At 66.5% G+C, this 20909-nt stretch carries 21 protein-coding genes; 9 read left to right on the forward strand and 12 right to left on the reverse strand.

Annotated elements, in window-relative coordinates:
* The first annotated feature begins 5 nt into the window (after positions 1-5).
* The 3 genes from AC4LGL_RS24085 (at position 6) to AC4LGL_RS24095 (ending at position 2830) form a co-directional block, all read left to right on the forward strand.
* On the forward strand, positions 6-230 hold the full coding sequence (locus tag AC4LGL_RS24085) for a hypothetical protein (RefSeq protein WP_055114375.1): 225 nt from the start codon (positions 6-8) through the stop codon (positions 228-230).
* Positions 231-293: 63 nt separating this feature from the next.
* A complete protein-coding gene (locus AC4LGL_RS24090) occupies positions 294-1526 on the forward strand; it encodes an enhanced intracellular survival protein Eis (protein WP_491840990.1) in 1233 nt (410 codons plus the stop codon).
* A 35-nt stretch (positions 1527-1561) separates the two neighbouring features.
* On the forward strand, positions 1562-2830 hold the full coding sequence (locus AC4LGL_RS24095; protein WP_491840963.1) for a competence/damage-inducible protein A: 1269 nt from the start codon (positions 1562-1564) through the stop codon (positions 2828-2830).
* Positions 2831-2841: 11 nt separating this feature from the next.
* Here the strand turns inward: AC4LGL_RS24095 and AC4LGL_RS24100 are convergent, their stop codons facing one another.
* From AC4LGL_RS24100 to AC4LGL_RS24130, 7 genes are all read right to left on the reverse strand, one after another.
* Complete coding sequence (locus AC4LGL_RS24100; RefSeq protein ID WP_491840964.1) at positions 2842-4227, reverse strand: FAD-dependent oxidoreductase; 1386 nt, start codon at positions 4225-4227, stop codon at positions 2842-2844.
* Positions 4228-4317: 90 nt separating this feature from the next.
* The gene (locus tag AC4LGL_RS24105; protein WP_491840965.1) at positions 4318-4965 is read right to left on the reverse strand and encodes an MBL fold metallo-hydrolase; all 648 of its coding nucleotides are present in this window, start codon (positions 4963-4965) and stop codon (positions 4318-4320) included.
* Positions 4966-5015: 50 nt separating this feature from the next.
* Positions 5016-5930 carry an alpha/beta fold hydrolase gene (locus AC4LGL_RS24110; RefSeq protein ID WP_491840966.1) on the reverse strand — a complete coding sequence of 305 codons (915 nt, stop codon included), beginning with the start codon at positions 5928-5930 and terminating at the stop codon, positions 5016-5018.
* Between the two features lie 24 nt (positions 5931-5954).
* Positions 5955-6848, reverse strand: coding sequence for a fructose bisphosphate aldolase (locus tag AC4LGL_RS24115; protein WP_055114370.1), 894 nt, complete (start codon positions 6846-6848; stop codon positions 5955-5957).
* An 81-nt stretch (positions 6849-6929) separates the two neighbouring features.
* On the reverse strand, positions 6930-8420 hold the full coding sequence (locus tag AC4LGL_RS24120; protein ID WP_491840967.1) for an amidase: 1491 nt from the start codon (positions 8418-8420) through the stop codon (positions 6930-6932).
* A 6-nt stretch (positions 8421-8426) separates the two neighbouring features.
* Positions 8427-8648 (reverse strand): hypothetical protein, encoded by a 222-nt coding sequence (locus tag AC4LGL_RS24125; RefSeq protein WP_055114366.1) that lies wholly within the window; start codon positions 8646-8648, stop codon positions 8427-8429.
* A gap of 43 nt (positions 8649-8691) precedes the next feature.
* A complete protein-coding gene (locus tag AC4LGL_RS24130; protein WP_491840968.1) occupies positions 8692-9324 on the reverse strand; it encodes a hypothetical protein in 633 nt (210 codons plus the stop codon).
* A gap of 399 nt (positions 9325-9723) precedes the next feature.
* On the opposite strand from AC4LGL_RS24130, the gene AC4LGL_RS24135 reads away from it, so the two are divergent.
* From AC4LGL_RS24135 to AC4LGL_RS24155, 5 genes are read left to right on the forward strand one after another with little or no spacing between them, the layout of a single operon-like run.
* The gene (locus tag AC4LGL_RS24135) at positions 9724-10653 is read left to right on the forward strand and encodes a TauD/TfdA dioxygenase family protein (RefSeq protein WP_491840969.1); all 930 of its coding nucleotides are present in this window, start codon (positions 9724-9726) and stop codon (positions 10651-10653) included.
* A 1-nt stretch (position 10654) separates the two neighbouring features.
* The gene (locus tag AC4LGL_RS24140; protein ID WP_055114363.1) at positions 10655-11518 is read left to right on the forward strand and encodes an ABC transporter permease; all 864 of its coding nucleotides are present in this window, start codon (positions 10655-10657) and stop codon (positions 11516-11518) included.
* Positions 11505-12263 (forward strand): ABC transporter ATP-binding protein, encoded by a 759-nt coding sequence (locus tag AC4LGL_RS24145; RefSeq protein WP_491840970.1) that lies wholly within the window; start codon positions 11505-11507, stop codon positions 12261-12263. The genes AC4LGL_RS24140 and AC4LGL_RS24145 overlap by 14 nt, the downstream gene beginning before the upstream one ends.
* Positions 12253-13323 (forward strand): PhnD/SsuA/transferrin family substrate-binding protein, encoded by a 1071-nt coding sequence (locus AC4LGL_RS24150; RefSeq protein ID WP_491840971.1) that lies wholly within the window; start codon positions 12253-12255, stop codon positions 13321-13323. The genes AC4LGL_RS24145 and AC4LGL_RS24150 overlap by 11 nt, the downstream gene beginning before the upstream one ends.
* A 30-nt stretch (positions 13324-13353) precedes the next feature.
* Positions 13354-14271: a TauD/TfdA dioxygenase family protein gene (locus AC4LGL_RS24155; protein ID WP_491840972.1), complete on the forward strand. Its 918-nt coding sequence runs from the start codon at positions 13354-13356 to the stop codon at positions 14269-14271.
* A 3-nt stretch (positions 14272-14274) separates the two neighbouring features.
* Here AC4LGL_RS24155 and yaaA read toward each other — a convergent pair whose 3' ends face one another.
* Entirely contained in the window at positions 14275-15021 is a 747-nt protein-coding gene (gene yaaA / locus AC4LGL_RS24160; protein WP_491840973.1) for a peroxide stress protein YaaA, read from the reverse strand.
* Between the two features lie 53 nt (positions 15022-15074).
* Positions 15075-15737 carry a C40 family peptidase gene (locus tag AC4LGL_RS24165; protein ID WP_491840974.1) on the reverse strand — a complete coding sequence of 221 codons (663 nt, stop codon included), beginning with the start codon at positions 15735-15737 and terminating at the stop codon, positions 15075-15077.
* Between the two features lie 548 nt (positions 15738-16285).
* Between AC4LGL_RS24165 and AC4LGL_RS24170 the strand changes: the two genes are divergently transcribed.
* Positions 16286-17059, forward strand: coding sequence for an ArsR/SmtB family transcription factor (locus AC4LGL_RS24170; RefSeq protein ID WP_491840991.1), 774 nt, complete (start codon positions 16286-16288; stop codon positions 17057-17059).
* On the opposite strand, the gene AC4LGL_RS24175 is transcribed toward AC4LGL_RS24170, so the two are convergent.
* The 3 genes from AC4LGL_RS24175 to AC4LGL_RS24185 form a co-directional block, all read right to left on the reverse strand.
* Positions 17056-19953, reverse strand: coding sequence for an MMPL/RND family transporter (locus AC4LGL_RS24175; RefSeq protein ID WP_491840975.1), 2898 nt, complete (start codon positions 19951-19953; stop codon positions 17056-17058). The genes AC4LGL_RS24170 and AC4LGL_RS24175 overlap by 4 nt on opposite strands.
* The gene (locus AC4LGL_RS24180) at positions 19950-20423 is read right to left on the reverse strand and encodes an MmpS family transport accessory protein (RefSeq protein ID WP_082448981.1); all 474 of its coding nucleotides are present in this window, start codon (positions 20421-20423) and stop codon (positions 19950-19952) included. The genes AC4LGL_RS24175 and AC4LGL_RS24180 overlap by 4 nt, the downstream gene beginning before the upstream one ends.
* 416 nt (positions 20424-20839) lie before the next feature.
* Positions 20840-20909 (reverse strand): DUF5078 domain-containing protein (locus AC4LGL_RS24185; RefSeq protein ID WP_491840431.1); only part of this gene is annotated, 70 nt, incomplete at its 5' end.

Below are 20909 nucleotides of genomic sequence, written 5' to 3' on the forward strand. Positions count from 1 at the left end.
GGCTGATGACCACAACCGATGAGCGCCATGAGGTCGGCCGGCTGGCCGACAGCGGCGGATGGCTGCACCGTGACCTCGACCGGGTGGACGTCTACCAGCGCGGTGCGAACCGGATCAGGGTGGTGTGGCAGGGGCCGACCACGATCAGCGGGGCGACGCTGTACCAGGACGACATCATGACCACCTACACCCGCGAACTCGCGACGCTGAACAACTGGCTCAAGCGCTGAGTCACCGGCCGTCCCGGTCGGGCGGCCGGAAAATCGGTCGCCCTCGTCGGTGACGGTGTGGCACTGTCGGATTCTGTGATCGACAACGTGGCACCCTCGACAACACCGCTCGCGATACAGAGCATCACCGACGCTGACTGGGCGGGCATGGCGCTGCTCGGCAACACCGCGTTCGGTGAGGTCAACCACCCCGATTCGATGGCGGCATGGCGCGAGCTGGTGCCTGCCGACGGTGGTGTCGTGGCGCGGGACGGCGATGGCGACATCGTCGGACAGTCGATCTTCCTCGACCTCACCCTGACCGTTCCGGGCGGCGCAACGCTGCCCGCGGCGGGAATCAGCTATGTGGCCGTCGCTCCCACCCATCGACGCCGCGGCATCCTGCGCTCGATGTACACCGAGCTGCACCAGCGGATCGCGGAGGCGCAATATCCGATCGCCGCACTCACCGCCAGCGAGGGCGGAATCTACGGCCGATTCGGTTACGGTCCGGCCACCACCGTGCACCTGATGACCGTTGACCGCAGGTTCGCCGAGTTCCATGGCTCTGTCCCCGACCCCGGTGGTGTCCGCATGGTCAAACCTGTCGAGCACCGCGACGCCTTCTCCGCGATCTACGACCGCTGGCGACGGCAGACCCCGGGCGGGTTGGCGTGTACGACGGCGCTGTGGGACGACGTGCTCGCCGACCGGGAGGACACCCGCGAGGGCGGTTCGGCATGGTTCGCGTTCCTGCACCCCGACGGCTACGCGCTGTATCGCGTTCACGGCGAGGAATCCCGGACGCTGCGCGTCCGCGACGTCACCGCGGTGACCACCGACGCCTACATCGCCCTGTGGCGGGCCCTGCTCGGGATGGACCTCATGGACAAGGTGAGCGTTTGGACTCACCCCGGCGATCCGTTGCCCTACCTGCTGACCAATCCACGGCTGGCTCGCGTGACCTCGAGCAGTGACGACCTGTGGATCCGGATCATGAACATCCCGGTGGCTCTCGAGGCGCGGCGGTATCACGCCGACCTCGACGTCGTCCTGGAGGTCGCGGACGGTTTCCGCGGCGACGGCGGACGCTTCGCCCTGCAGGTTCGAGAAGGCCGCGCACGGTGTACGCCCACTGAGGCGCCGGCGGACGTCGAACTCGACCTCGACGTCCTCGGAAGTCTCTATCTCGGCGCTCATCACCCGGACGCGTTCGTTGCCGCAAACCGATTGCGCAGCAAGGACTCAGCCCTGCTGCAGCGGCTCGGTGCGGCGTTCGTGAGCGATGTTCCGGCCGAGCTGGGCTACAGCTTCTAGGCCGCGTCCGACACGTGCTGCGTAATGTTCACGGGGTGAGCGCACGCGCAGGCATCGTCGTAACCGGAACCGAAGTTCTCACCGGCAGGGTTCAGGACCGCAACGGTCCGTGGCTGGCCGATCAGCTCCTCGAGCTCGGGGTGGAACTCGCACACATCACCATCTGCGGTGACCGGCCCCGCGACATCGCGGCACAATTGCGGTTCCTCGCCGATGAGGGCGTGGACCTGATCGTGACGAGCGGCGGGCTCGGACCGACCGCCGACGACCTCACCGTGGCGACGGTCGCCGAGTTCTGCGGCCGCGAACTCGTGCTCGACGAGGCGATGGAGGAGCGGATCGCCGCCATCCTGCGCAAGTTGATCGGCGACCGGCCCGGCGTGGATTTCGACTCGGTGCGCGCCGCCAACCGCAAACAGGCCATGGTGCCGGTGGGCGCGGAGGTTCTGGCACCCGTCGGCACCGCCCCCGGTGTCGTGGTTCCTGGCAGCCCGACGGTGGTGGTCCTGCCCGGCCCGCCGCGGGAACTGCAGCCGATGTGGCATACCGCTGTCGCGACCGAGGCTGTGCAACAAGCGATTTCGGGTCGGACCGAGTACCGGCAGGAAATGGTTCGGATGTTCGGCCTCGCCGAATCCGGTCTGGCCGAGACCTTGCGTGACGCCGAGGGGTCCGTCCCGGGCTTCGACGCACTGGAGATCACGACGTGCCTGCGTCGCGGCGAACTCGAGATCGTCACCCGCTACGAGCCCGACGCCGCCGGTGCCTACCAGGCGCTGCTGGCCCTGCTGCGGGACCGGCACGGTGCCGCGTTGTACTCCGAGGACGGCGCGACCGTGGACCAGCAGGTGGCCGGCCTGCTCGCCGGGCACCGGATCGGCACTGCGGAATCCTGCACCGCAGGACTACTGGCCGCCCGGTTGGCCGACATCCCCGGGTGTTCGGATTACTTCGCCGGCGGGGTGGTCAGCTATTCGAACGAGGCCAAGGCCGAACTGTTGAACGTGGATCCGGTGCTGATCGCCGAGTACGGCGCGGTGTCGGAACCGGTGGTCGAATCCATGGTCACCGGCGCGCTGCACCATTTCGGTGCCGATACCGCGGTGGCCATCAGCGGGATCGCCGGCCCGGACGGCGGTACCGCGGAAAAGCCGGTCGGCACCGTGTGTTTCGCGGTGCGGTCGGGGCCGGTGGCCATCACCCGCACCCTCCGACTCCCCGGCAACCGTTCCGACATCCGGGAGCGGGCCACCACGGTCGCGATGCACCTGCTGCGCCGGGCGCTCACGGGAGTTGGCGACTGAACCTGCCGCCCTCAGGTGCCGGCCGCGACCGGGGTTGCCGCGGGCGCGGCACGCACCGCGCGGAGCCGTCGCGGGGCGCCGCGCGCCACCCGCGCCACGATCGACGGGTGCAGCAGTCTGCTGGGTGGGTCGATCAGGTTCATCACCCGGAAGAACGCCTCGGTCACCACCGGATCGGACTCAGCGGCCGCGAGCACGTGCTGGGTGTACCAGTTGGATACCCGTACCGAGACCGGGCGATGGCCGGGTATCTGCGGCAGCGCCAGGTCGGCGCCGCTCGCCATCTGCCATGCCGTGTCGACGCAGCCGGCGGCCGCGCGCAGGAATCGGGGACCCAGATCATCGGCACCTCGGGACAGGCAGTCGCGCAGCGCCAGCGCCTCGAGCGCGGCCACCGACATCCCTTGTCCGTACACCGGATTGAAGCTGCAGATGGCGTCGCCGAACACCAGGAGACCATCGGGGAAACGGGTCATGCGCTCGTACCGCCTACGCACGCTCGCGGGATAACGGAAGGTGGCCACCGGCTCCAGCGGTTGGGCGCCGCGCAGGGCCGCGATCGCATCGGCCGGGAACAGATCCTCGACGAAGTCGATCATCCCGGCCAGATCGGCCGGTGGTTCATGTCCGTTCATGCCCGCCGTGGTGAGCATCCAGGTGTCGTCTTCGTAGGCGAACAATGAACCACCGTAAGGTCTTTCGGGTACGGCGCCGACCAGGATGAGCCGATCGCGGGGCGCGCTGCCGGTGAAGCGCAACAGTTGGCTGGAATAAGCGACCTTCACCTCGACCCGTGATTCGGCCGGACGCCCGAATCCCGCACTTTCGAGGAACGCCGGGGTCCGGCCGGCGCGTCCCATCGCGTCGACGATCAAATCGGCGGCTATCGCCCTGCCGGTACCACCGTCGCGGCCGGCGACCAGGACGCCCGTCACCCGCCGGGTGCCGGTCATCAGCAGCTCGACCGCGTCATGCCCGTCGAGCACGTCGACGTTGTCGATGGCGCGCACCCGGTCTCGCACATGTGCTTCCAGGAACGGTCGGCTGGCCAGATAGGAATCGATCGGCTGCTCCGGTGCCCGGCTGAGATTGAGCTTGTGGCCGCCGAATGTCAGCGAGATGAGGGACAGGTTTTCACCGCCCAGCACCGTTGCGCCGTCGGCGGCCAGGTCTTCGGGGAGGCCGGGAAAGAGTTTCTCCAGTGTCCGGAGCCCACCGCTGAGCAGTCCGTGGGCATGCCGGCCCTGCGGCACCCCGCGCCGCTGGGCCGGACCGCCGGGGAGTACGTCGCGCTCCACGAGGGTGACCGTCTCGAAGAACTCGGCCAGCACCCGGGCTGCCAACAGCCCGCCCATGCTCGCGCCCAGCACCACTGCGTGTTTGCCGATCGTTGCCATTGCCGACCTCCGGACCGCTGGCACATCACCAGTTGCTCGAAGTATCGGAGCGGGCCGGAGCCGGGCCTAGAGTAGTGCGCTACTCGAACCTCAGCGGGTCACCGGTATCGAGCGCCGCGCCTGCTCGACGCATGCCGGCCAAGCGCCCTCGTCGAGGACAGTGACCGCCCGCGCCCCGAACGCGCTGGAGATGACGACATCGGGTTGCAGGCTCGCCAACAGGTTCAGGCTGTCCGCCATGGCTGCGGCGTCACCGACACCCGGGATCACGAACGTCGACCATCGCCCGTCGCCGGCGACGAACATGGTGTCCCCGGTGAACAGGTACCGGCCCTGGGCGCCCTGAACCAGATAGCTCGTGCTGCCGGGAGTGTGCCCCGGGGTGGGGATCACCTCGACACCGCGGTCGTCGAGATGGCGGGACCCCAGCGGGACGTCGATCGGGCTGTGCCGCCCGATCGTCTCGCGTTCGGCGGCGGGCGCATGCAACCTCGACCCGAACCGCTCGGCGACGCGGGCCAGCATCGGTCCCGCCTCGTCCTGGTGTGAGAGGTAGTGGTCGTCGACTCCGCCGAGCGTGTCCAGCGCGGCGAAGTCGGCGTCACTGGCCGGACTGTAGAACAGGGCGTTGTGCCCGGCGGGCGTCCACAGATAGGCGTGGGTGGTCAATCCGGGAAACGGTGTGTCGGTGCGCGTTTCCCACAGATCGGTCCGGATCCGGGTCATCGAGGTGGTCATGACGACAGCCTCGCCCCTCAACAATGGTTGAGGTCAACCCCTGAACGGGTTCAGTCGGTGCCGGCCGTGTCCCACATCGTGATCATGGTGCCCATGATCTCCTCGGCGCAGCCCAGACCACCGAGGTGGCTCTCGTAGGGCAGCTCGGTCATCACCGCATCGGGCAACCGGGAAACCACATGTTGACCGTGCGCGAACGGCACGATGTGGTCATGGTCGCCGTGCCACCAGCGCACCGGAACCTTGACCTCGTCGAGCCGGAAGCCCCAGTCCCGCTCGAACACCACGATGTCGTAGAACGGGGCGGCCAGCTGCTTGCGGCTGCCGTTGAGCAGATCGTCGAGGAACATGGCCTTGAACTCGGGCCGGCCCAGCATGCGCCGGTCGCCCTCGGGGGAGATCCGCGCGTAGATCTCGAGGGCGGGGGAGGCGACCGGACGGATCAGCCGGATGAGTCCGGAGGCGGCCAACCGGATCGGCGCACCGGCCACCTCAAGGATGGGCGCGACTGCCGCACCGAGCTGCATCAGCGGGCTGCTGATCGCGTCGGGGCCGATCATCGGGGCCACACCGCCGAGCACCCCGGCCGCCACGACCCGGTCGGGCATGGCTGCCGCGGTGGCCAGCGTGTAGGGGCCGCCACCGGACAGCCCGATGACGGCCATCTTGTCGATGCCCAGGACGTCGGCGATGGTGCGCAGATCGTCACCGAAATCCAGTACCCGGTCGTACTGGTGCGGGGTGGAGGAACCGATGCCGGGCCGGTCCACCCCGATCAGCCGGATGTGGTTGCGCTCGGCGTAGATCCGGGCCTCGGTCGGGATCTGCCTACGCGCTCCCGGGGTGCCGTGCAGCCAGAAGACCGCACGGCCCTGCGGGTCACCGAATTCGGCGAAGCCGAGCTGACGGCCGTCGCCGACGGCGACATTGCCCTCCAGTTTGGGGCGATCGATCGGGATGACCATCTGTGTGCCTCGCCGGGTCCGCGTCTAGCCCGCGACCGAGGCGTCGTAGATGGACTGGATGGACTTGTCCAACGTGGCGTTGAACTCGTCGTCGCTCTGCTGCGCCGACAGGCCTTCGGTGAGCGCGCGGCTGAAGCTCGCGATCACGCCGGTGTTCTCGGCCAGCATCTTGTTGGCGTCATCGCGCGAGTAGCCGCCGGACAGCGCCACTACCCGCATCACCTTGGGATGTTCGACCAGCGACTGGTAGTGGTTGGCCTGAGTCGGCAGAGTCAGCTTGAGCATGACCTTCTGGTCGGCGGGCAGCGCGTCGAGGTTCTTGGTGATCTCGTCGCGGAGCAGGTCCTCGGCCTCGGCCTTGTCGGAGATCGAGATGGTGACCTCGGGTTCGATGATCGGGATCAGACCGTGCGACAACACCTGCTTGGCCACCTCGAATTGCTGGGCGACCACGGCCGCGATGCCTTCGGCGTCGGCCGCGCCGATCACCGAACGCTCCTTGGTGCCGAAGATGCCACCCTTGGCCGCGCGGGCGAGCAGATCGTCCAGGCCGGGCATCGGCTTCATCACCTGCACGCCGTTCTCGACGTCGGCCAGGCCCTTGTCGATCTTGAGCAGTGGCACCACGCCCTTGTCCTCCCAGAGGTAGGTGGCGGTGGGTTTGCCCTCGATGGAGCGGTCCATGGTCTGCTCGAACAGGATCGCGGCGAGCACGCGGTCACCGTTGAACACCGGCGAGGTGATGATGCGTGACCGCATCTGGTGGATCAGGTCGAACATCTCCTCTTCGGAGGAGTAGGCGCTTTCCTCGACCCCGTAGAGACGCAGCGCCTTGGGGGTGGACCCACCGCTCTGGTCGAGCGCGGCGATGAAGCCCTTGCCCGTGGTCATCTTGTCGGCCTGCTGCTGGTTCACCATGAGGTTGTCTACTCCTTTGAAGACGGTGTCCTGATGTAGTTGTGCTGCTGAGGCGCACACCACAGTGGCGCACAGTTCGACTCAGAGGATAGGCGGCCAGCTCACAGCGGTAGCGCCCACCCATCGGGGCGGGGTACGGCCGGCCCACGGGGCCGCCTGCTCGAGTTGGCCGGCCAGGCTGAGCAGCACGGTTTCGTCGGGTGCCAGCAGCTGCACGCCGATCGGCAGGCCCTCGGCGGTCTGGCCCAGCGGCAGCGAAATCGCGGCCCAACCGGTGACATTGGCCAAGGCGGTCCAACCGGTGGTGGCGAACTCGACGTCGAAGAAGGCCCGGGTGGTGCCCCGGGGCTGATTCAGCAGTCCGTACGGCGGCGGACCGGTCAGCAGTGTCGGCACCAGCAGCACGTCGTGACCGGCCATTTCCCGGGCGAAACGGCGGGTCTGGGCGTGGACGGCGGAGATCGCGTTCGCGTACGCCAGTCCGGTGGTGGTGAAGCCCTCCCGGATCATCACCCAGGTGCTCGGCTCGAATTCGTCTTCGAGGGGTGCTCGTCCCAGATGGGCGGCGGCCAGGTCATGTAGTTCTGCGTTGCTGACGGTGTGCAGCACCGCGATGGCGTCGGCGACGGCATCCGGATCGATCGTCGGGGCCCCGGGAGTGAGGTGGTGTCCGAGGCTTTCCAGCAGACGGCCGGTCGCCTCGACCGCAGCCACCACCTCCGGGTCGATCCGGTCGGTGGGAAACGGTGACGAGGTGGCGATGAGGATGCGCTGTGGCGACGGGGTCTGCGCGGCCGACTGAAGGAACGGGACGGCAGGAGCCGCGGCGCTGTACGGATCACCGGGTGCGGTGCCGGCGATGACGTCGAGCAGAGCCGCGCTGTCGCGCACCGTGCGGGTGAGGGCGTGTCCGTTCACGAGGCCTTCGAGGCCGTGGCCACCATCGGGGGCGAAGGACGACCGCCCGCGCCGTGGCTTGAGACCGACGACGCCGCAGCAGGAGGCGGGCACCCGGATGGACCCGGTGCCGTCCCCGCCCGAGGCAGCGGGCACCACGCCGGCCGCCACGGCTGCGGCCGAACCTCCGCTGGACCCGCCGGGGGTGACGGAGGGGGACCACGGGTTGATCGTGGGACCGAACAACAACGGTTCGGTGGTGCAGTGGTTGCCCCACTCCGGGGTGTTGGTCTTTCCGAACACGACCAGGCCCGCGTCCAGGTAGCGGTCCACCGTCCACGCGTTTTCGGTCGCGACATGGTCGCGCAACGCCCGCGAGCCCATCGCCTCGCGGGCACCGGCCAGTGCGGCACCCAGATCCTTGAGCAGGAACGGCACCCCGGCCAGCGGCCCGGCCTGCTCCTTGCGCAGTACGCCGGACTCGTCGAGTGCCGCGGCTTGGGCCCGCCCCCGGTCGAACAGGTCGGTGACCACGGCGTTCAGGGTGCGCGTCGCCTCGACCCGGATGATCGCAGCCTCGAGCAACTCGACGGCACTGACCTCACCGGATGCGGCCAGTGCCGCCTGCCCGATGGCATCGGTGGCCGCGAGTTCGAATGCCGACGAGGAATCCATGTCACCTCACTCCAGGAGTTCGACGGTGGTGTCCGACGGCGTACTTCGACGGGTCAGCTCGAGCGCGATCAGTACCTCGGCCCCCGTCAGGATCAGGCCGACGAAATACATCCACTTGAGTGTCGGATCGGGTTGCGCGGCAAAGTAAACGATGAGGAAGATCGGCCCGACGATACCGAAGACGAACACCATGACCTGGATGCGGACGTACCGCCAGAAAGTGGACATCGATCTCCCGCCGCACGGCCGATGAGCGGCCAGTTTAGCGTGGTTACCGCGGCGCGACGACCACCGGTGTGGACAGGATCTCGCGGTACTCGACCATCGGTTCGCGTTTGAGGACCGCGCTTCCCGAGGTGACCAGCAACTCGGTCGGTGAGACTGCGTAGTTCGCCTGGAAGTTGCGCGCGACGAACTTGCGGCCCGGTGTGAGGTCCGCCGACGCCGCCAGGGCGGCCCGGTCGGAAAGCCGTACACCGTGGTATTCCAGGCGTCCGGTGCGATCCAGGCAGATCACGACGAGTGAGCCTTCGGTGCGCCCGATGGCCCTGGCGGTCTGGTTGTCGCGGCACCGCGCCTGGGAGTCGACGAAACCGGATCCGTCGGAGGCGAATGCCGCGGTGGCCGAAGCGGCGGCAGACCGTTCGGTGGCGACGGGTTCCGGTAGGCGGTTCGGTTTCACCTCATATGTTCTGGCGCCGACGGCGTACACCGAATCCCGGGCGGAGAATTTGGAAGCCAACGTGGTGATGATGACGAACGCGGTGAGCATGGAGCTGACCACGGCTGCGGCGGCGACCCCGATCCCGACGGGCAGCCACTGTCGTTGCGGCGCCTTCCGGTGACGTCCACGGCGAACCGGTTGATACGGCGGATGCGGTGTGGAGACTGGGAAGGTGACCAAGCTTGCTCCCGGGTAACGGCGGTGTGATGGGCGTGGCACAGGCGACGGGCGCTGACGCGAGCTCATATTGTGCACGACGAGACCGGGCGCTGTGGGTGACACCCGGGAATTCGCCGAAATCCGGTCGGGGTGTGGGTCGGTCGAGCTCCTGTGGCAGCGCTGCGCTGAAAGTAGCTCGGCAACAGTGACATTCGCAGTCGTATCCTCGCAAAGAGTCAGTGCGCCGCAGGCAGAAGCGATTTGGATGACCAACTCGGTCCGCGGCCGGCAACGACAAATCGGTCACCCGCTCCACGACGGCACTTCCCGTCACGTCGATTCAAACCGGTTGGCCCTGCGGGCAGCGTCGGTAGCTTCGAATGGCCGATGTATGCAGCCGCTTTCGAGGGGAGTGTGGCCATGTCTTCCACGGGACTCACTATCAGTCCGCTGTCGGGATTCACCGGAGCGTTGATCGACGGGGCCGATTTGTCCGCGCCACTGCCGCCCGAACAGGTGGCGGCGATCCGCGAGGCCCTGCACCGGTGGAAGGTGGTGTTCTTCCGCGGGCAGGACCTCGACCACGCGTCGCAGATCGCGTTCGGTGCCCAGTTCGGCGAAGTCACCCCGGGTCATCCCTACGAGGGCGATTCTGCCCCAGTCGGATTCCCGCAGATTCATACGGTGTCCCCGGCCGCCTACGACCATCGCTACGGCACCAGGTACCGCAAGCGGCAAAGTCCCAACGGTCCGGGTTGGCACGCCGACGTCACGCCGCTGATCAACCCGCCGTCGCATTCGATCCTGCGAGCAGAGCAGGTGCCCGGTTATGGGGGTGACACTCAGTTCGCCAATGTGGCTGCGGTGTACGCGGGTCTGTCTCCGTCGGTGCAGGCGCTCGTCGACGAGCTGCGTGCCGAGCACCGATTCGGTTCGACGGCATCGGCCGAACGCAGCAACGAGAAGATCGGCGACCTGGTGCGCAGTAATCCACTGGCGACGATCCACCCGGTGGTCCGGGTGCACCCGGAGACCGGGGAGAAAGTTCTCTACGTCAATCCGTCCTTCACGCGGGAGATCGTCAATCTCTCGGCCCGGGAGAGTAGGCACCTGCTCGATCTGTTGTTCGAGGAGATCGCCCGGCCCGAGTACTCGGTGCGATTCAGGTGGGAGCCGGGCAGTGTGGCGTTCTGGGACAACCGCGCCGTCCTGCACCTGGCACCGCGGGACTTCGAACACGTCGAGGGCGATCGGGTGCTGCACCGCATCACCCTGGTGGGCGACATTCCGGTGGGCCCCGATGGTGTTGCCTCGGAGTCGATTTCGGGCGACTACTTCGGCGCTGCCTGAGATGGCCATCTTGTTGTCGCGACCGACCGGTGTCGCGCATGCCGACCCGCCCAGCGGACTGGTCGACCCGCGGGCGGCGGTCCGGCGGGCACAGCGCAAACCGCTGGTGCCGCGTTCGGTGCAGCGGCTTCTGGGCCCGGTGCTGCTGGTCGGACTGTGGCAGCTGCTCTCGACGGTCGGCATCTTCGACGAGCGCACCGTGCCGCCGCCGACCCGGGTGCTCGGTGCCGCGTGGACGCTGATCGCCGACGGGACCTTTCAGGAGCATCTGACCGCCAGTCTGTTGCGCGTCGGATACGGCCTCGCGTTCGGCATCGTGCTGGGCCTCGGGCTGGCCCTCATCTCGGGGCTGTCCCGGATCGGGGAGAACTTCGTCGATGCCAACATGGAAGTGCTGCGCGCGGTTCCGAACTTCGCGCTGGTGCCACTGCTGATCGTGTGGTTCGGCATCAGCGAGCTGCCGAAGATCCTGCTGATCACACTCGCCGTTGCCGTGGCGATCTACATCAACACGTTCAGCGCGATCCGCAGCGTCGATGCCACGCTGGTTGAGGCGGCGCGATCGTTCGGTGCCGGCCGGGCCGAAATGATCTACCGGGTCATCATTCCCGGATCGCTTCCGGGATTCCTGGTCGGCCTGCGGCTGGCGCTGACGGCGTCCTGGTTGTCGCTGATCTTCGCCGAGACGATCAATGCCAAGAAGGGACTGGGCCGGATGATGACCGACGCCCGCGAGTACTTCCAGATCGACATCGTCTTCGTGTTGATCGCTGTGTACGCGATTCTCGGGCTTGTCTCGATTCTGGTGGTGCGCTTCCTCGAAGGCCGGCTTCTCACCTGGAGGCGGGCCTATGACGGGGACTGACACGCTGCCCGCCCCTGTTGACGCGGCGGCGGTGGTGATCGCCCGCGACATCCGGAAGCGGTTCGGGGACAACGTCATCATCGACGGGCTCGATCTGCAGATCCGAGCCGGCGAGTTCGTCGCCCTGCTCGGCCGAAGTGGTTCAGGCAAGAGCACGTTCCTGCGGGCACTGGGCGCTCTCGACAGCGACGTGGACGGCTACCTGCGGGTGCCCGAGCGGCGGGCGATCGTCTTCCAGGATTCCCGATTACTGCCGTGGCAGCGGGTGCTGGCGAACGTGACGATCGGATTGCCCGCCGGCGCAGCGGTACAACGGCGCGCGCTGGCGGCGCTGCGCGAGGTCAATCTTGCGGACAAGGCCAAGGCATGGCCACGCACATTGTCCGGCGGAGAGGCGCAGCGGGTCGCGCTGGCCCGGGCCCTGGTGCGTGAACCGCAGCTACTGCTGCTCGACGAACCGTTCGGCGCACTCGACGCGCTCACGCGGATCAGGATGCACGGCCTGCTGATGGATCTGCACCGCCGACACACCCCGGCGGTCCTTTTGGTCACCCACGACGTCGATGAGGCGATCCTGCTCGCCGACCGTGTGATCGTGCTGACCGACGGCGTCATCTCTCTCGATGTCGACGTCACGGTGCCCAAACCGCGCGCCCGTGACACCCACGAATTCACCGCGCTGCGAAAGCGGTTGCTGTCCGAACTCGGCGTATCCGAAGACAAGGAACCATCAGATGCCATTTGACCGTCGAGTTCGGTTGCGCTCCGCCGCATTGTTGTTGGTTCCGCTGTTGCTCAGCGCGTGCGGGTTGTCCGACGACGAGTCCGGCGGCGCCATCGACACGGTGAAGATCGCCGCCAAGACCGAGGTACCGGCCGGCACCAAGCTCGTCGTCGCCGAGCAGAACGGGACACAGTCGCTGCCGTGGAACCTGGCCAATGCCGGCCAGGGAACACCTTACGAGGTCGATTTCGCCGATTTCAGCGGCGGCGCCGCGGTCATCGAGGCACTGCGGTCGGGCGCGGCCGACGTCGGCTCCATCGGTGAGGCACCGGTACCGATCGCGGTGGACAGTGGCGTCACAGACCTGGTGACCATCGGGTTGCAGGCGAATCCGGGTACCAGCGGTGGCTACTACCTGGTGGCTCGCCCCGACAGCGGGGTCAGGACCATCGAGGATCTGCGCGGAAAGCGGGTCGCCTATCCGCCCGGGTCGGGCCGCCACATGGTGACCGCAGGGCTGCTCAAGCGCCACGGTCTGGACCTGCGAACCGATGTGCAGCCGGTGGAACTCGCTGGGGCAGAGGTGGTGCCGACGTTCGCCGCCGGCGCGGTCGATGCCGCCATCGTGCTGGGTAACCAGTACTACCAATTGGGAGAGCCGCCGATCCTCGGTGATGGTAAGGGCATCAACACCGGCATTCAGACCCTGATCGTGCGAAGGGATGTACTCGATGATCCCGCCAAGGTGGCGGCGATCGGCGACTACCTCGGACGCGCCGTCGCAGCCAACAACTGGAAGGACACGCATGCCGACCAGTGGATCGACCAGTACTACGTCAAGGTTCAGGGCATCACCTTCGACCAGGGCAAGAAGCTCTACGAAGAGGACGGGATCGCCTCGTACTACCCGATCGACGAGCAGTCCACGGCGTTGTTCCAGACCGTCGCCGACGGTCTGCACGAGACGGGAACGATCAAGGGCCGCGTTGACGTGAAGCCCTTTGTGGACGGTCGGTACAACGACATCGTCATTGCGCAGAACGAACTCGACGGTGTCACACCGAAATCGCTGAAATCCTAACGGCTCCAAACTGAATCGAGGAGAACACTGATGACACAACTGGCGTCCGCACTGAGCGTTCGGCCACTGTCCGGCTGGATCGGTGCCGAGATCCACGGAATCGATCTCACCGCACCGCTACTCGATGAGCACATCGCCGAAATCCGTGCCGCACTGCTCAAATGGAAGGTGGTGTTCTTCCGCGACCAGTTCATCGGCCACGACGATCACCTTCGGTTGGCCCGGGCCTTCGGCTCTCCGACCCCGGCGCATCCGCTGTTCGATTCCATCCCCGACCCGGACTACCCGACGATCTATCCGATTTTCGCCGACCGGTTCAAGGCCCGGTACGGCAGCAGTCGCGGTTACGACAAGGCCAACTGGCATGCCGATGTCACCGCCGCGGTGAATCCGCCTGCCGCATCGATACTCCGGGCAGAGGTGATCCCGCCCTACGGCGGGGACACCCAGTGGGCGAACACCGTCGCCGCCTACGCCGGACTGTCCGCACCGCTGCGGCGGCTCGCCGACGGACTGAGGGCGGTGCACCGGTTCGCACCACCGGACGGCACGACCGCAACCGAGGACTATCAGCGCCGGGTGAATCGCCGTCCGCTGCTGACCGAGCACCCGGTGGTGCGGGTCCACCCGGAGACGGGGGAGCGGGCGCTCTACGTCAACCCGGGTTTCACCAGCCATATCGTTGACGTGTCACCGCACGAGAGTCGCCGCCTGCTCGGCCTGTTCTACGACGAGTTGGTGCGTCCGGAGTACACCGTGCGGTTCAAGTGGGAGCCGGGCAGCATCGCGTTCTGGGACAACCGCGCGACCGTGCATCTGGCACCGTCGGATCTCACGGGCGAACACGACCGCCGGTTGTATCGGGTGACGTTGGTGGGGGATGTGCCCCAAGGCCCCGACGGGCGACCATCGCAGGCTCTCGACGGCGAGCCGTTCGACGCAGCCTGAACGTCAGGCCGGTACCACGACGGTCAGTTCATCGCCGTCGCGTTCCACGTGCATGCCGGCACGGCGGGCGACCGCCGCGACCCCGGCTGCGCTGTCGGGTTCGCTGCGGGAGCTGACCAGCGCGCGGGCCAGGTGGCCCTTGTGAGCCTTGTTGAAGTGGCTGACCACGGTGCGATGGCCGTCGGCATGTTCGGCGAGAACCTGCACGCGAACCGAACCGGGGATCCGGCCCAGCCCGGCGTAGGAGCCGGACCGCAGATCGACGATCAGCTCGCCTGCGGCGATATCGGCGAGGACGGGTTCCAACAGCGGGCGCCAACGTTTGGCCAGGCCCGGTTGTCCGGGCAGTTTGGACGAAGCGGACAGCCGGTAGGCCGGCACCGGATCGTCGGCGCGCAGGAGGCCGAACAGGGCGGATCCGACGGCGAGCCGGTGGCGGGCTCGTGCGACGGCCGCGCCGCGGAGCGACCCGACGTCGAGGGCGTCGTAGAGCACCCCGGTGTATCGCTCGATGGCCGGCATCGTCGGCGCCTGGCGCAGGGCGGCGTTGCGTTCGATCTCGGCGTCCTGGCCGGCGGAGATGCCTAGGGCTGTCCGGCTGGCCGGTGGGTCGGCGGCCAGGGTGACCAGTTCGTCGATCAGAGATTGGCGGAGCGGGGTGAGCTCTGGCGAGCTCAGAATGTCCAAACGCACCGGCGGGCCGTCCCCGCCGGTGCGTTTGGTCTCCGATGGTGGCAGGAGCACGAGCACATCCAGACGCTATCCGAATGCTCTCGGTTGGCCGGCCACCGACCGGTGTGATGTCAGACGGCCATCGGGGCCGGCTCGTCGGGCGCCGGGGGAGCCGGAGGGGGCGGGACGTCCAGGACGATCGGCGCCGGCGCATCCATCGGGGCGACCGGCGGGACGGCATCGGCCGGCGGCGGCGGGGCGAATGGATCGATCGGGGCCGGAGCGGCCATCGGATCGACGGGTGGCGGGGGCGCGAAGGGGTCCATGGGCGCCGGAGCGGCCATGGGATCGATCGGCGGAGGTGGCGGGGGCGCGAACGGGTCCATCGGCACGTCCGCAGGCGCCTCCTGCGGCGCTTCTGCCGCCATGGGCAGGTACATGTGATGGCTGAACTGGCGCTGGTAGGCACCGCCGCCACCGACCCGGACGCCGTGGCCGCCCTCGCCCGAGGACACCGGCGTGCCGTCCGGCAGGGTCACGGCGGTGTGGCCGCCGTTCCAGCCGATCACCAGGGCGCCCGGCTGGGTCCCGTACTTGAAGCCGCGGGCCAGGAGCGCACGCTCCTGATTTCCGGTGTTGAACCGGTCGCCGTAGACGGGACGGCCGGTCGCCATATTGCTGACCCAGGAAGCCAGCCCCGAGCAGTCGGTGCCGGCCGGCGAGTCTCCACCCGAGATGTACGGCGTGCCCGAAACCTGCTGGACAAGCGCCATAAGCGTCGCGATAGCAAACATGCGGCGGGACGCTAGCAGAGCCGTTTTTGGCCGGGCAAAATATGTGACTCCGTTCACAAGAGGTGCCTGATATGGACTGTTTCACGCATCTCCGGATTGAGTGCAGTTGCCTGCGCGCGCAATTCGGTTGCCAGGGGAATGTGTTTGCCAGGCGTCGGTGGACGTGTCGGACAATCGCCAATAGTGCTGTGGCACTGGGCTTGTGCTGACAGTCCACGGGTCGATCAAAAGCTTGCGCAACGCAAGCGGTGTCCGAATTACATTGATGTTAAAGGTATTTCGAACCTCGACCGGCTGCCTGCGCGCCTGGAGGGCGTCCCGGGCGGCGACGGGCTTCTCCGTGGACGCGATCGCAGGCGGATCGACGCGGCGCGGTAAATCCGGCAACGGCGCCACCCCGTTGAATGGTGGCTGGCGGGCCCCGATCGGGCGCTCTGATTCGCGGTTGCGGCGGCGATCCCCGGCGGCGGCGTCCCTTGACATGCAGCCTAATGGCTGCATGATTGACCGAAGAGCCCGGGCGCCCGGGCTATGACGGGACGGTGAGGGTGGACGAGGTCTTCAAAGCGCTGGCGGACCCGAGTCGGCGGCTGCTACTGGACAGCCTCAACGACAGCGACGGACAGAGCCTGCGGCAGCTCTGTAGCGGCTTGTCGATGGCCCGGCAGTCGGTCAGCAAGCATCTGGCGGTGCTGGAGGCGGCCAACCTCGTCACCACGCTGCGTCAGGGGCGGGAGAAACTGCATTACCTCAACCCCGAACCGATCAATGCCATCGCCGACCGCTGGATCGACCGCTACGACTCGACGAGGGTAGAGGCCCTCACAGACCTCAAGACGGTCCTGGAGCGCCCCTCTGTTCCGGGCGAGTTCGTGTACACCACCTATATCCGCACTACACCGGAAAGGCTGTGGCAGGCGCTCACCAACCCGGCGTTCTCCGGCAGCTACATGGGACACGCCATCGAATCCGACTGGCAGAAGGGCTCGACCTACACCTGGGTCGAAGGCGGGCTGCGTATCGAAGACCCCGAGCAGGTCGTCGTCGAGTCCGATCCCTATCAGCGGCTCGCCTTCACGTTCCACACCTTCACGCCCGACCTGACCCAGATAGCCCCCGATCTCAACGAGGAGATCCTTGCCGAGGCGGCGGCCGAACCCCGGTCACGGGTGTCGTTCGACATCGAACCGGTCGGGGACCAGGTGAAGCTCACGGTGGTCCACGATGGTTTCGATCCCGCCGGCCCCGTGCGAGAGATCATCTCGCACGGCTGGCCGGTCAAACTGTCCGGTTTGAAGTCCGGATTGGAACAGGCCGTTTAGACCAGCGAGTCCTGCGGGTCACGCTGGACGGGAGTGGGCCACGGCGCCGGCAGGGGACGCTGACGCACCCGTTGCGGCCACCAGAACCACTTGCCCATCAGGGCTGCGATCGACGGGGTCATGAAGGAGCGGATGACCAGGGTGTCGAACAACAGGCCCAGACCGATGGTGGTGCCCACCTGGCCGATCACGGCGAGCTCGCTGACTGCCATCGACATCATGGTGAACGCGAACACCAGGCCTGCCGAGGTGACCACCGACCCGGTGCCGCCCATGGCGCGGATGATGCCGGTGTTCAAGCCTGCGTGTATCTCCTCTTTGAATCGGGAGACCAGTAGCAGGTTGTAGTCCGCGCCCACGGCCAACAGCACGATGACCGCCATCGCGAGCACCATCCAGTGCAGCTCCAGTCCGATCAGGTGCTGCCAGATGAGCACCGACAGGCCGAAGGAGGCGCCGAGGGACAGCACCACGGTGCCGACGATCACCGCCGCCGCCACCACGCTGCGCGTCAGGATCAACATGATGATGAAGATCAGGCACAGCGCGGCGATTCCGGCGATCAGCAGGTCGTAGTTGGCACCTTCCTGCATGTCCTTGAAGGTGGCCGCGGTGCCGCCGAGGTAGATCTTGGACCCCTCCAGCGGGGTGCCCTTGATGGCCTCCTTGGCGGCGTTCTTGATCGCATCGATGTGGGAGATTCCCTCTGGGCTCATCGGGTCGCCCTCGTGGCTGATGATGAACCGCACCGCATGCCCGTCAGGGGATAGGAACATCTTCATGCCGCGCTTGAAGTCCGGGTTCTCGAAGGTCTCCGGTGGCAGATAGAACGAGTCGTCGTTCTTGGAAGCGTCGAACGCCTGGCCCATGGCCGTCTGGTTCTCCATCATCGCTTCCATCTGATCCTGCAGACCACCCATCGTGGCCTGCATGGTCAGCATCATGTTCTTCATGTTCTTCATGGTCTGGATCATCGGCGGCATGATCGTGACCAGCTGTGGCATGAGCTCATCGAGACGATCCATGTCCGGCATCAACTTCTGGATGTCGTCGGTCATGGTGTCGATGCCGTCAAGGGTGTCGAAGATCGAACGCATCGACCAGCACATGGGGATGTCGAAGCAGTGCGGTTCCCAGTACAGGTAGTTACGGATCGGACGGAAGAAGTCGTCGAAATCGGCGATGTGGTCCCGCATTTCGGCGACATCGACCACCATGCCGTGCATCTTGCCCACCATGCTGTGGGTGGTATCCGACATTTCCTTGGTCAACGCGAGCATCTTCTCCATCGTGTCGACCGTTTTTTGCATCTCGTCGGCCTGGACCAGCATGTCCTTCATGCGGTCCTGCATGTACTTCATGTTCATCATCTGCGTGGTGCCCTGCATGCTGATCTGGAACGGGATCGAGGTGTGCTCGATCGGCGTTCCCTGCGGACGCGTGATGGCCTGAACCCGAGAAATGCCGGGCACCTGGAAGATTCGCTTGGCGATGCGGTCGACGACCAGGAAGTCCGCCGAGTTGCGCAGATCGTGATCGCTCTCGATCAGCAGCAGCTCGGGGTTCATCCGGGCCTGTGAGAAGTGGCGGTCGGATGCGGCGTAGCCGGTGTTGGCCGGTAGATCCGCCGGGAGGTACTTGCGGTCGTTGTAGTTGGTCTTGTACCCCGGCAGGGTCAGCAGACCGATCAGCGACAGTGCGATGGTGGCGATCAGGATCGGTCCCGGCCAACGCACCACCGCGGCGCCGATCTTGCGCCACCCGCGGGTGCGCATGGCCCGCTTGGGTTCCAGTGTCTTACCGAATCTGCTGGCCACCGAGATGATCGCCGGTCCCAGCGTGAGAGCGGCGACAACGCCGGTGACCATGCCGATGGCCAACGGGATGCCCAGCGACCGGAAGTACGGAAGGTTCGTGAAATGCAGACACAGGGTGGCGCCGGCGATGGTCAGGCCTGAGCCCAGCACCACGTGCGCGGTGCCGTGGAACATCGTGTAGTACGACTGTTCCCGGTCCTCGCCGACACTTCGGGCCTCTTGATATCGGCCTATCAGGAAGATCGCGTAGTCGGTGGAGGCGGCGATGGCCAGTGTCACCAACAGGTTGGTGGCGAACGTCGAGAGCCCGATGATGTTGTAGTAGCCCAGAGCGGCGACGACACCGCGCGCTGCCGAGAGTGAGAGCACCACCATGACCAGGGTGAGGATCACCGTGATGATGGAGCGGTAGACCAGAAGCAGCATGATGATGATGACCGTGAAGGTCAGCGCCTCGATGATCTTCACACTGCGGTCGCCGGCAATGTGCTGGTCGGCGGCCAACGCGGCCGGGCCGGTCACATACGCCTTGACCCCCGGTGGCGGCGTGACGCTCTCGACGATCTTCTGGACCGCCTCGACCGATTCGTTGGCCAGCGCCTCGCCCTGGTTACCGGCGGTGTAGACCTGCACGTAAGAGGCCTTGCCGTCGGAGCTCTGCGCGCCCGACGCGGTCAGCGGATCGCCCCAGAAATCCTGGACGTGCTCGACGTGCTCCTTGTCGGCCTCGAGCTTGGCGACGACCTCGTCGTAGTAGTCGTGCGCTTTGATGTCGAGCGGCTCGTCGCCTTCGAGCACCACCATGACCGAGCTGTTGGACTTGAACTCCTGGAACACCTCGCCGACACGCTTCATGGCGATCATCGACGGAGCCTGGTCGGGGCTCATCGACACCGACCGCATCTTCCCCACCTCTTCGAGCTGGGGAACAGCGGTGTTCAGGATGCCGATGAGAACGACCCAGCCGAGGATGATCGGCACGGCCAGGCGCCGGATCCACTTGGCGATCCCGCCGTGGTGGGCCTTTTTCGGTCCGGTGACCGAAAAGGCGTCGGTCGGGGCGTCAGGGGTGCTCATGCAGATTTCACCAAGCAGAAGGTCTGGGCGTTGACGCCGTTGGAGGTTCTCTCGTCCTTGAGCTCGTCATCGACGGTGATGCGGCAGCTGATGCTGTCCCCGTTGCCCTGCGCGACGATGTTGGGGAACACCGACGGAGCGGTGGACTCCAGACGCAGCGTCCAGGGCAGGGTGACTCCGTCGACGCGCTGGGGCTGGGCGTCGAGATCTAGGTAGTTCACGTCCGCCGTCGCGCCGGGCACGCCGTAGATCTCGTAGACCACCACCTTGGGGTCGAACGGCTTGGTGTCATCGACCTTCGCGCTGGAGATCCCCGAGCCATTGCCTGCGCCGAAGAACGTGCGCACCCGCATCACCGTGAACCCGCCTACCAACACCACCACGACGATGATCAGGGGGATCCAGAACTTCTTGGCCAGGCCAGAAATCGAAAACTGTTTCCGGCGAGAGCTTTTCGTCGCGTTGGTCATCGTGAAATGGCACCGGTCCGTCGGTTGTGGGCAAAGTGGGCATTGGGGCGGCGAGGCGCCATCGTCGTGCTGGTGGCATGGCAGCCGATGGGGGAGCACCCGTGCACCATGTTCACCTCGAAACGCCTCGCTGTCTAGCCGAATGGCTAACTAAAAACTTAGCGAGATATTAGCCTATTTAAATGAGTGGCAAAACGGTGACACAGGTGTGATTGTGCACCCGGGGTGCTGCCCGGCCACCCGTGGCAGACCACCGTCGTGGCCCGGCGCGTAGCCGCAGGTCAAGCTACATTTACGGGGCCGTCAGGCCGGGAGATGCCGAGGCATCGGAATGCCGATTGTGATGGAGCTAACGGAATCGGGCTGGGTCCGCAGCCGTGTCGGCCGCCGGACCCAGCCCGTTGGAAATCCTCGGATCAGTGCCAGTCCCAGACCGACATGTCGTTGGGCGGGTAGTTCTGGCAGACGTCGGTGGTGTTGGCGGCG

It is taken from the genome of Mycolicibacterium arcueilense, from assembly GCF_058536225.1.

What these genes read in the sequence shown, in the direction of transcription:
- AC4LGL_RS24145 (WP_491840970.1), top strand. Translation starts at nt 11,505, where the DNA reads ATGACGGGGACTGACACGCTGCCCGCCCCTGTTGACGCGGCGGCGGTG.
- AC4LGL_RS24085 (WP_055114375.1), top strand. Translation starts at nt 6, where the DNA reads ATGACCACAACCGATGAGCGCCATGAGGTCGGCCGGCTGGCCGACAGC.
- AC4LGL_RS24105 (WP_491840965.1), bottom strand. Translation starts at nt 4,965, where the DNA reads ATGACCACCTCGATGACCCGGATCCGGACCGATCTGTGGGAAACGCGC.
- AC4LGL_RS24165 (WP_491840974.1), bottom strand. Translation starts at nt 15,737, where the DNA reads ATGTTTGCTATCGCGACGCTTATGGCGCTTGTCCAGCAGGTTTCGGGC.
- AC4LGL_RS24180 (WP_082448981.1), bottom strand. Translation starts at nt 20,423, where the DNA reads ATGACCAACGCGACGAAAAGCTCTCGCCGGAAACAGTTTTCGATTTCT.
- AC4LGL_RS24100 (WP_491840964.1), bottom strand. Translation starts at nt 4,227, where the DNA reads ATGGCAACGATCGGCAAACACGCAGTGGTGCTGGGCGCGAGCATGGGC.
- AC4LGL_RS24115 (WP_055114370.1), bottom strand. Translation starts at nt 6,848, where the DNA reads ATGGTGAACCAGCAGCAGGCCGACAAGATGACCACGGGCAAGGGCTTC.
- AC4LGL_RS24135 (WP_491840969.1), top strand. Translation starts at nt 9,724, where the DNA reads ATGTCTTCCACGGGACTCACTATCAGTCCGCTGTCGGGATTCACCGGA.
- AC4LGL_RS24125 (WP_055114366.1), bottom strand. Translation starts at nt 8,648, where the DNA reads ATGTCCACTTTCTGGCGGTACGTCCGCATCCAGGTCATGGTGTTCGTC.
- AC4LGL_RS24110 (WP_491840966.1), bottom strand. Translation starts at nt 5,930, where the DNA reads ATGGTCATCCCGATCGATCGCCCCAAACTGGAGGGCAATGTCGCCGTC.
- AC4LGL_RS24140 (WP_055114363.1), top strand. Translation starts at nt 10,655, where the DNA reads ATGGCCATCTTGTTGTCGCGACCGACCGGTGTCGCGCATGCCGACCCG.
- AC4LGL_RS24175 (WP_491840975.1), bottom strand. Translation starts at nt 19,953, where the DNA reads ATGAGCACCCCTGACGCCCCGACCGACGCCTTTTCGGTCACCGGACCG.
- AC4LGL_RS24155 (WP_491840972.1), top strand. Translation starts at nt 13,354, where the DNA reads ATGACACAACTGGCGTCCGCACTGAGCGTTCGGCCACTGTCCGGCTGG.
- AC4LGL_RS24150 (WP_491840971.1), top strand. Translation starts at nt 12,253, where the DNA reads ATGCCATTTGACCGTCGAGTTCGGTTGCGCTCCGCCGCATTGTTGTTG.
- AC4LGL_RS24120 (WP_491840967.1), bottom strand. Translation starts at nt 8,420, where the DNA reads ATGGATTCCTCGTCGGCATTCGAACTCGCGGCCACCGATGCCATCGGG.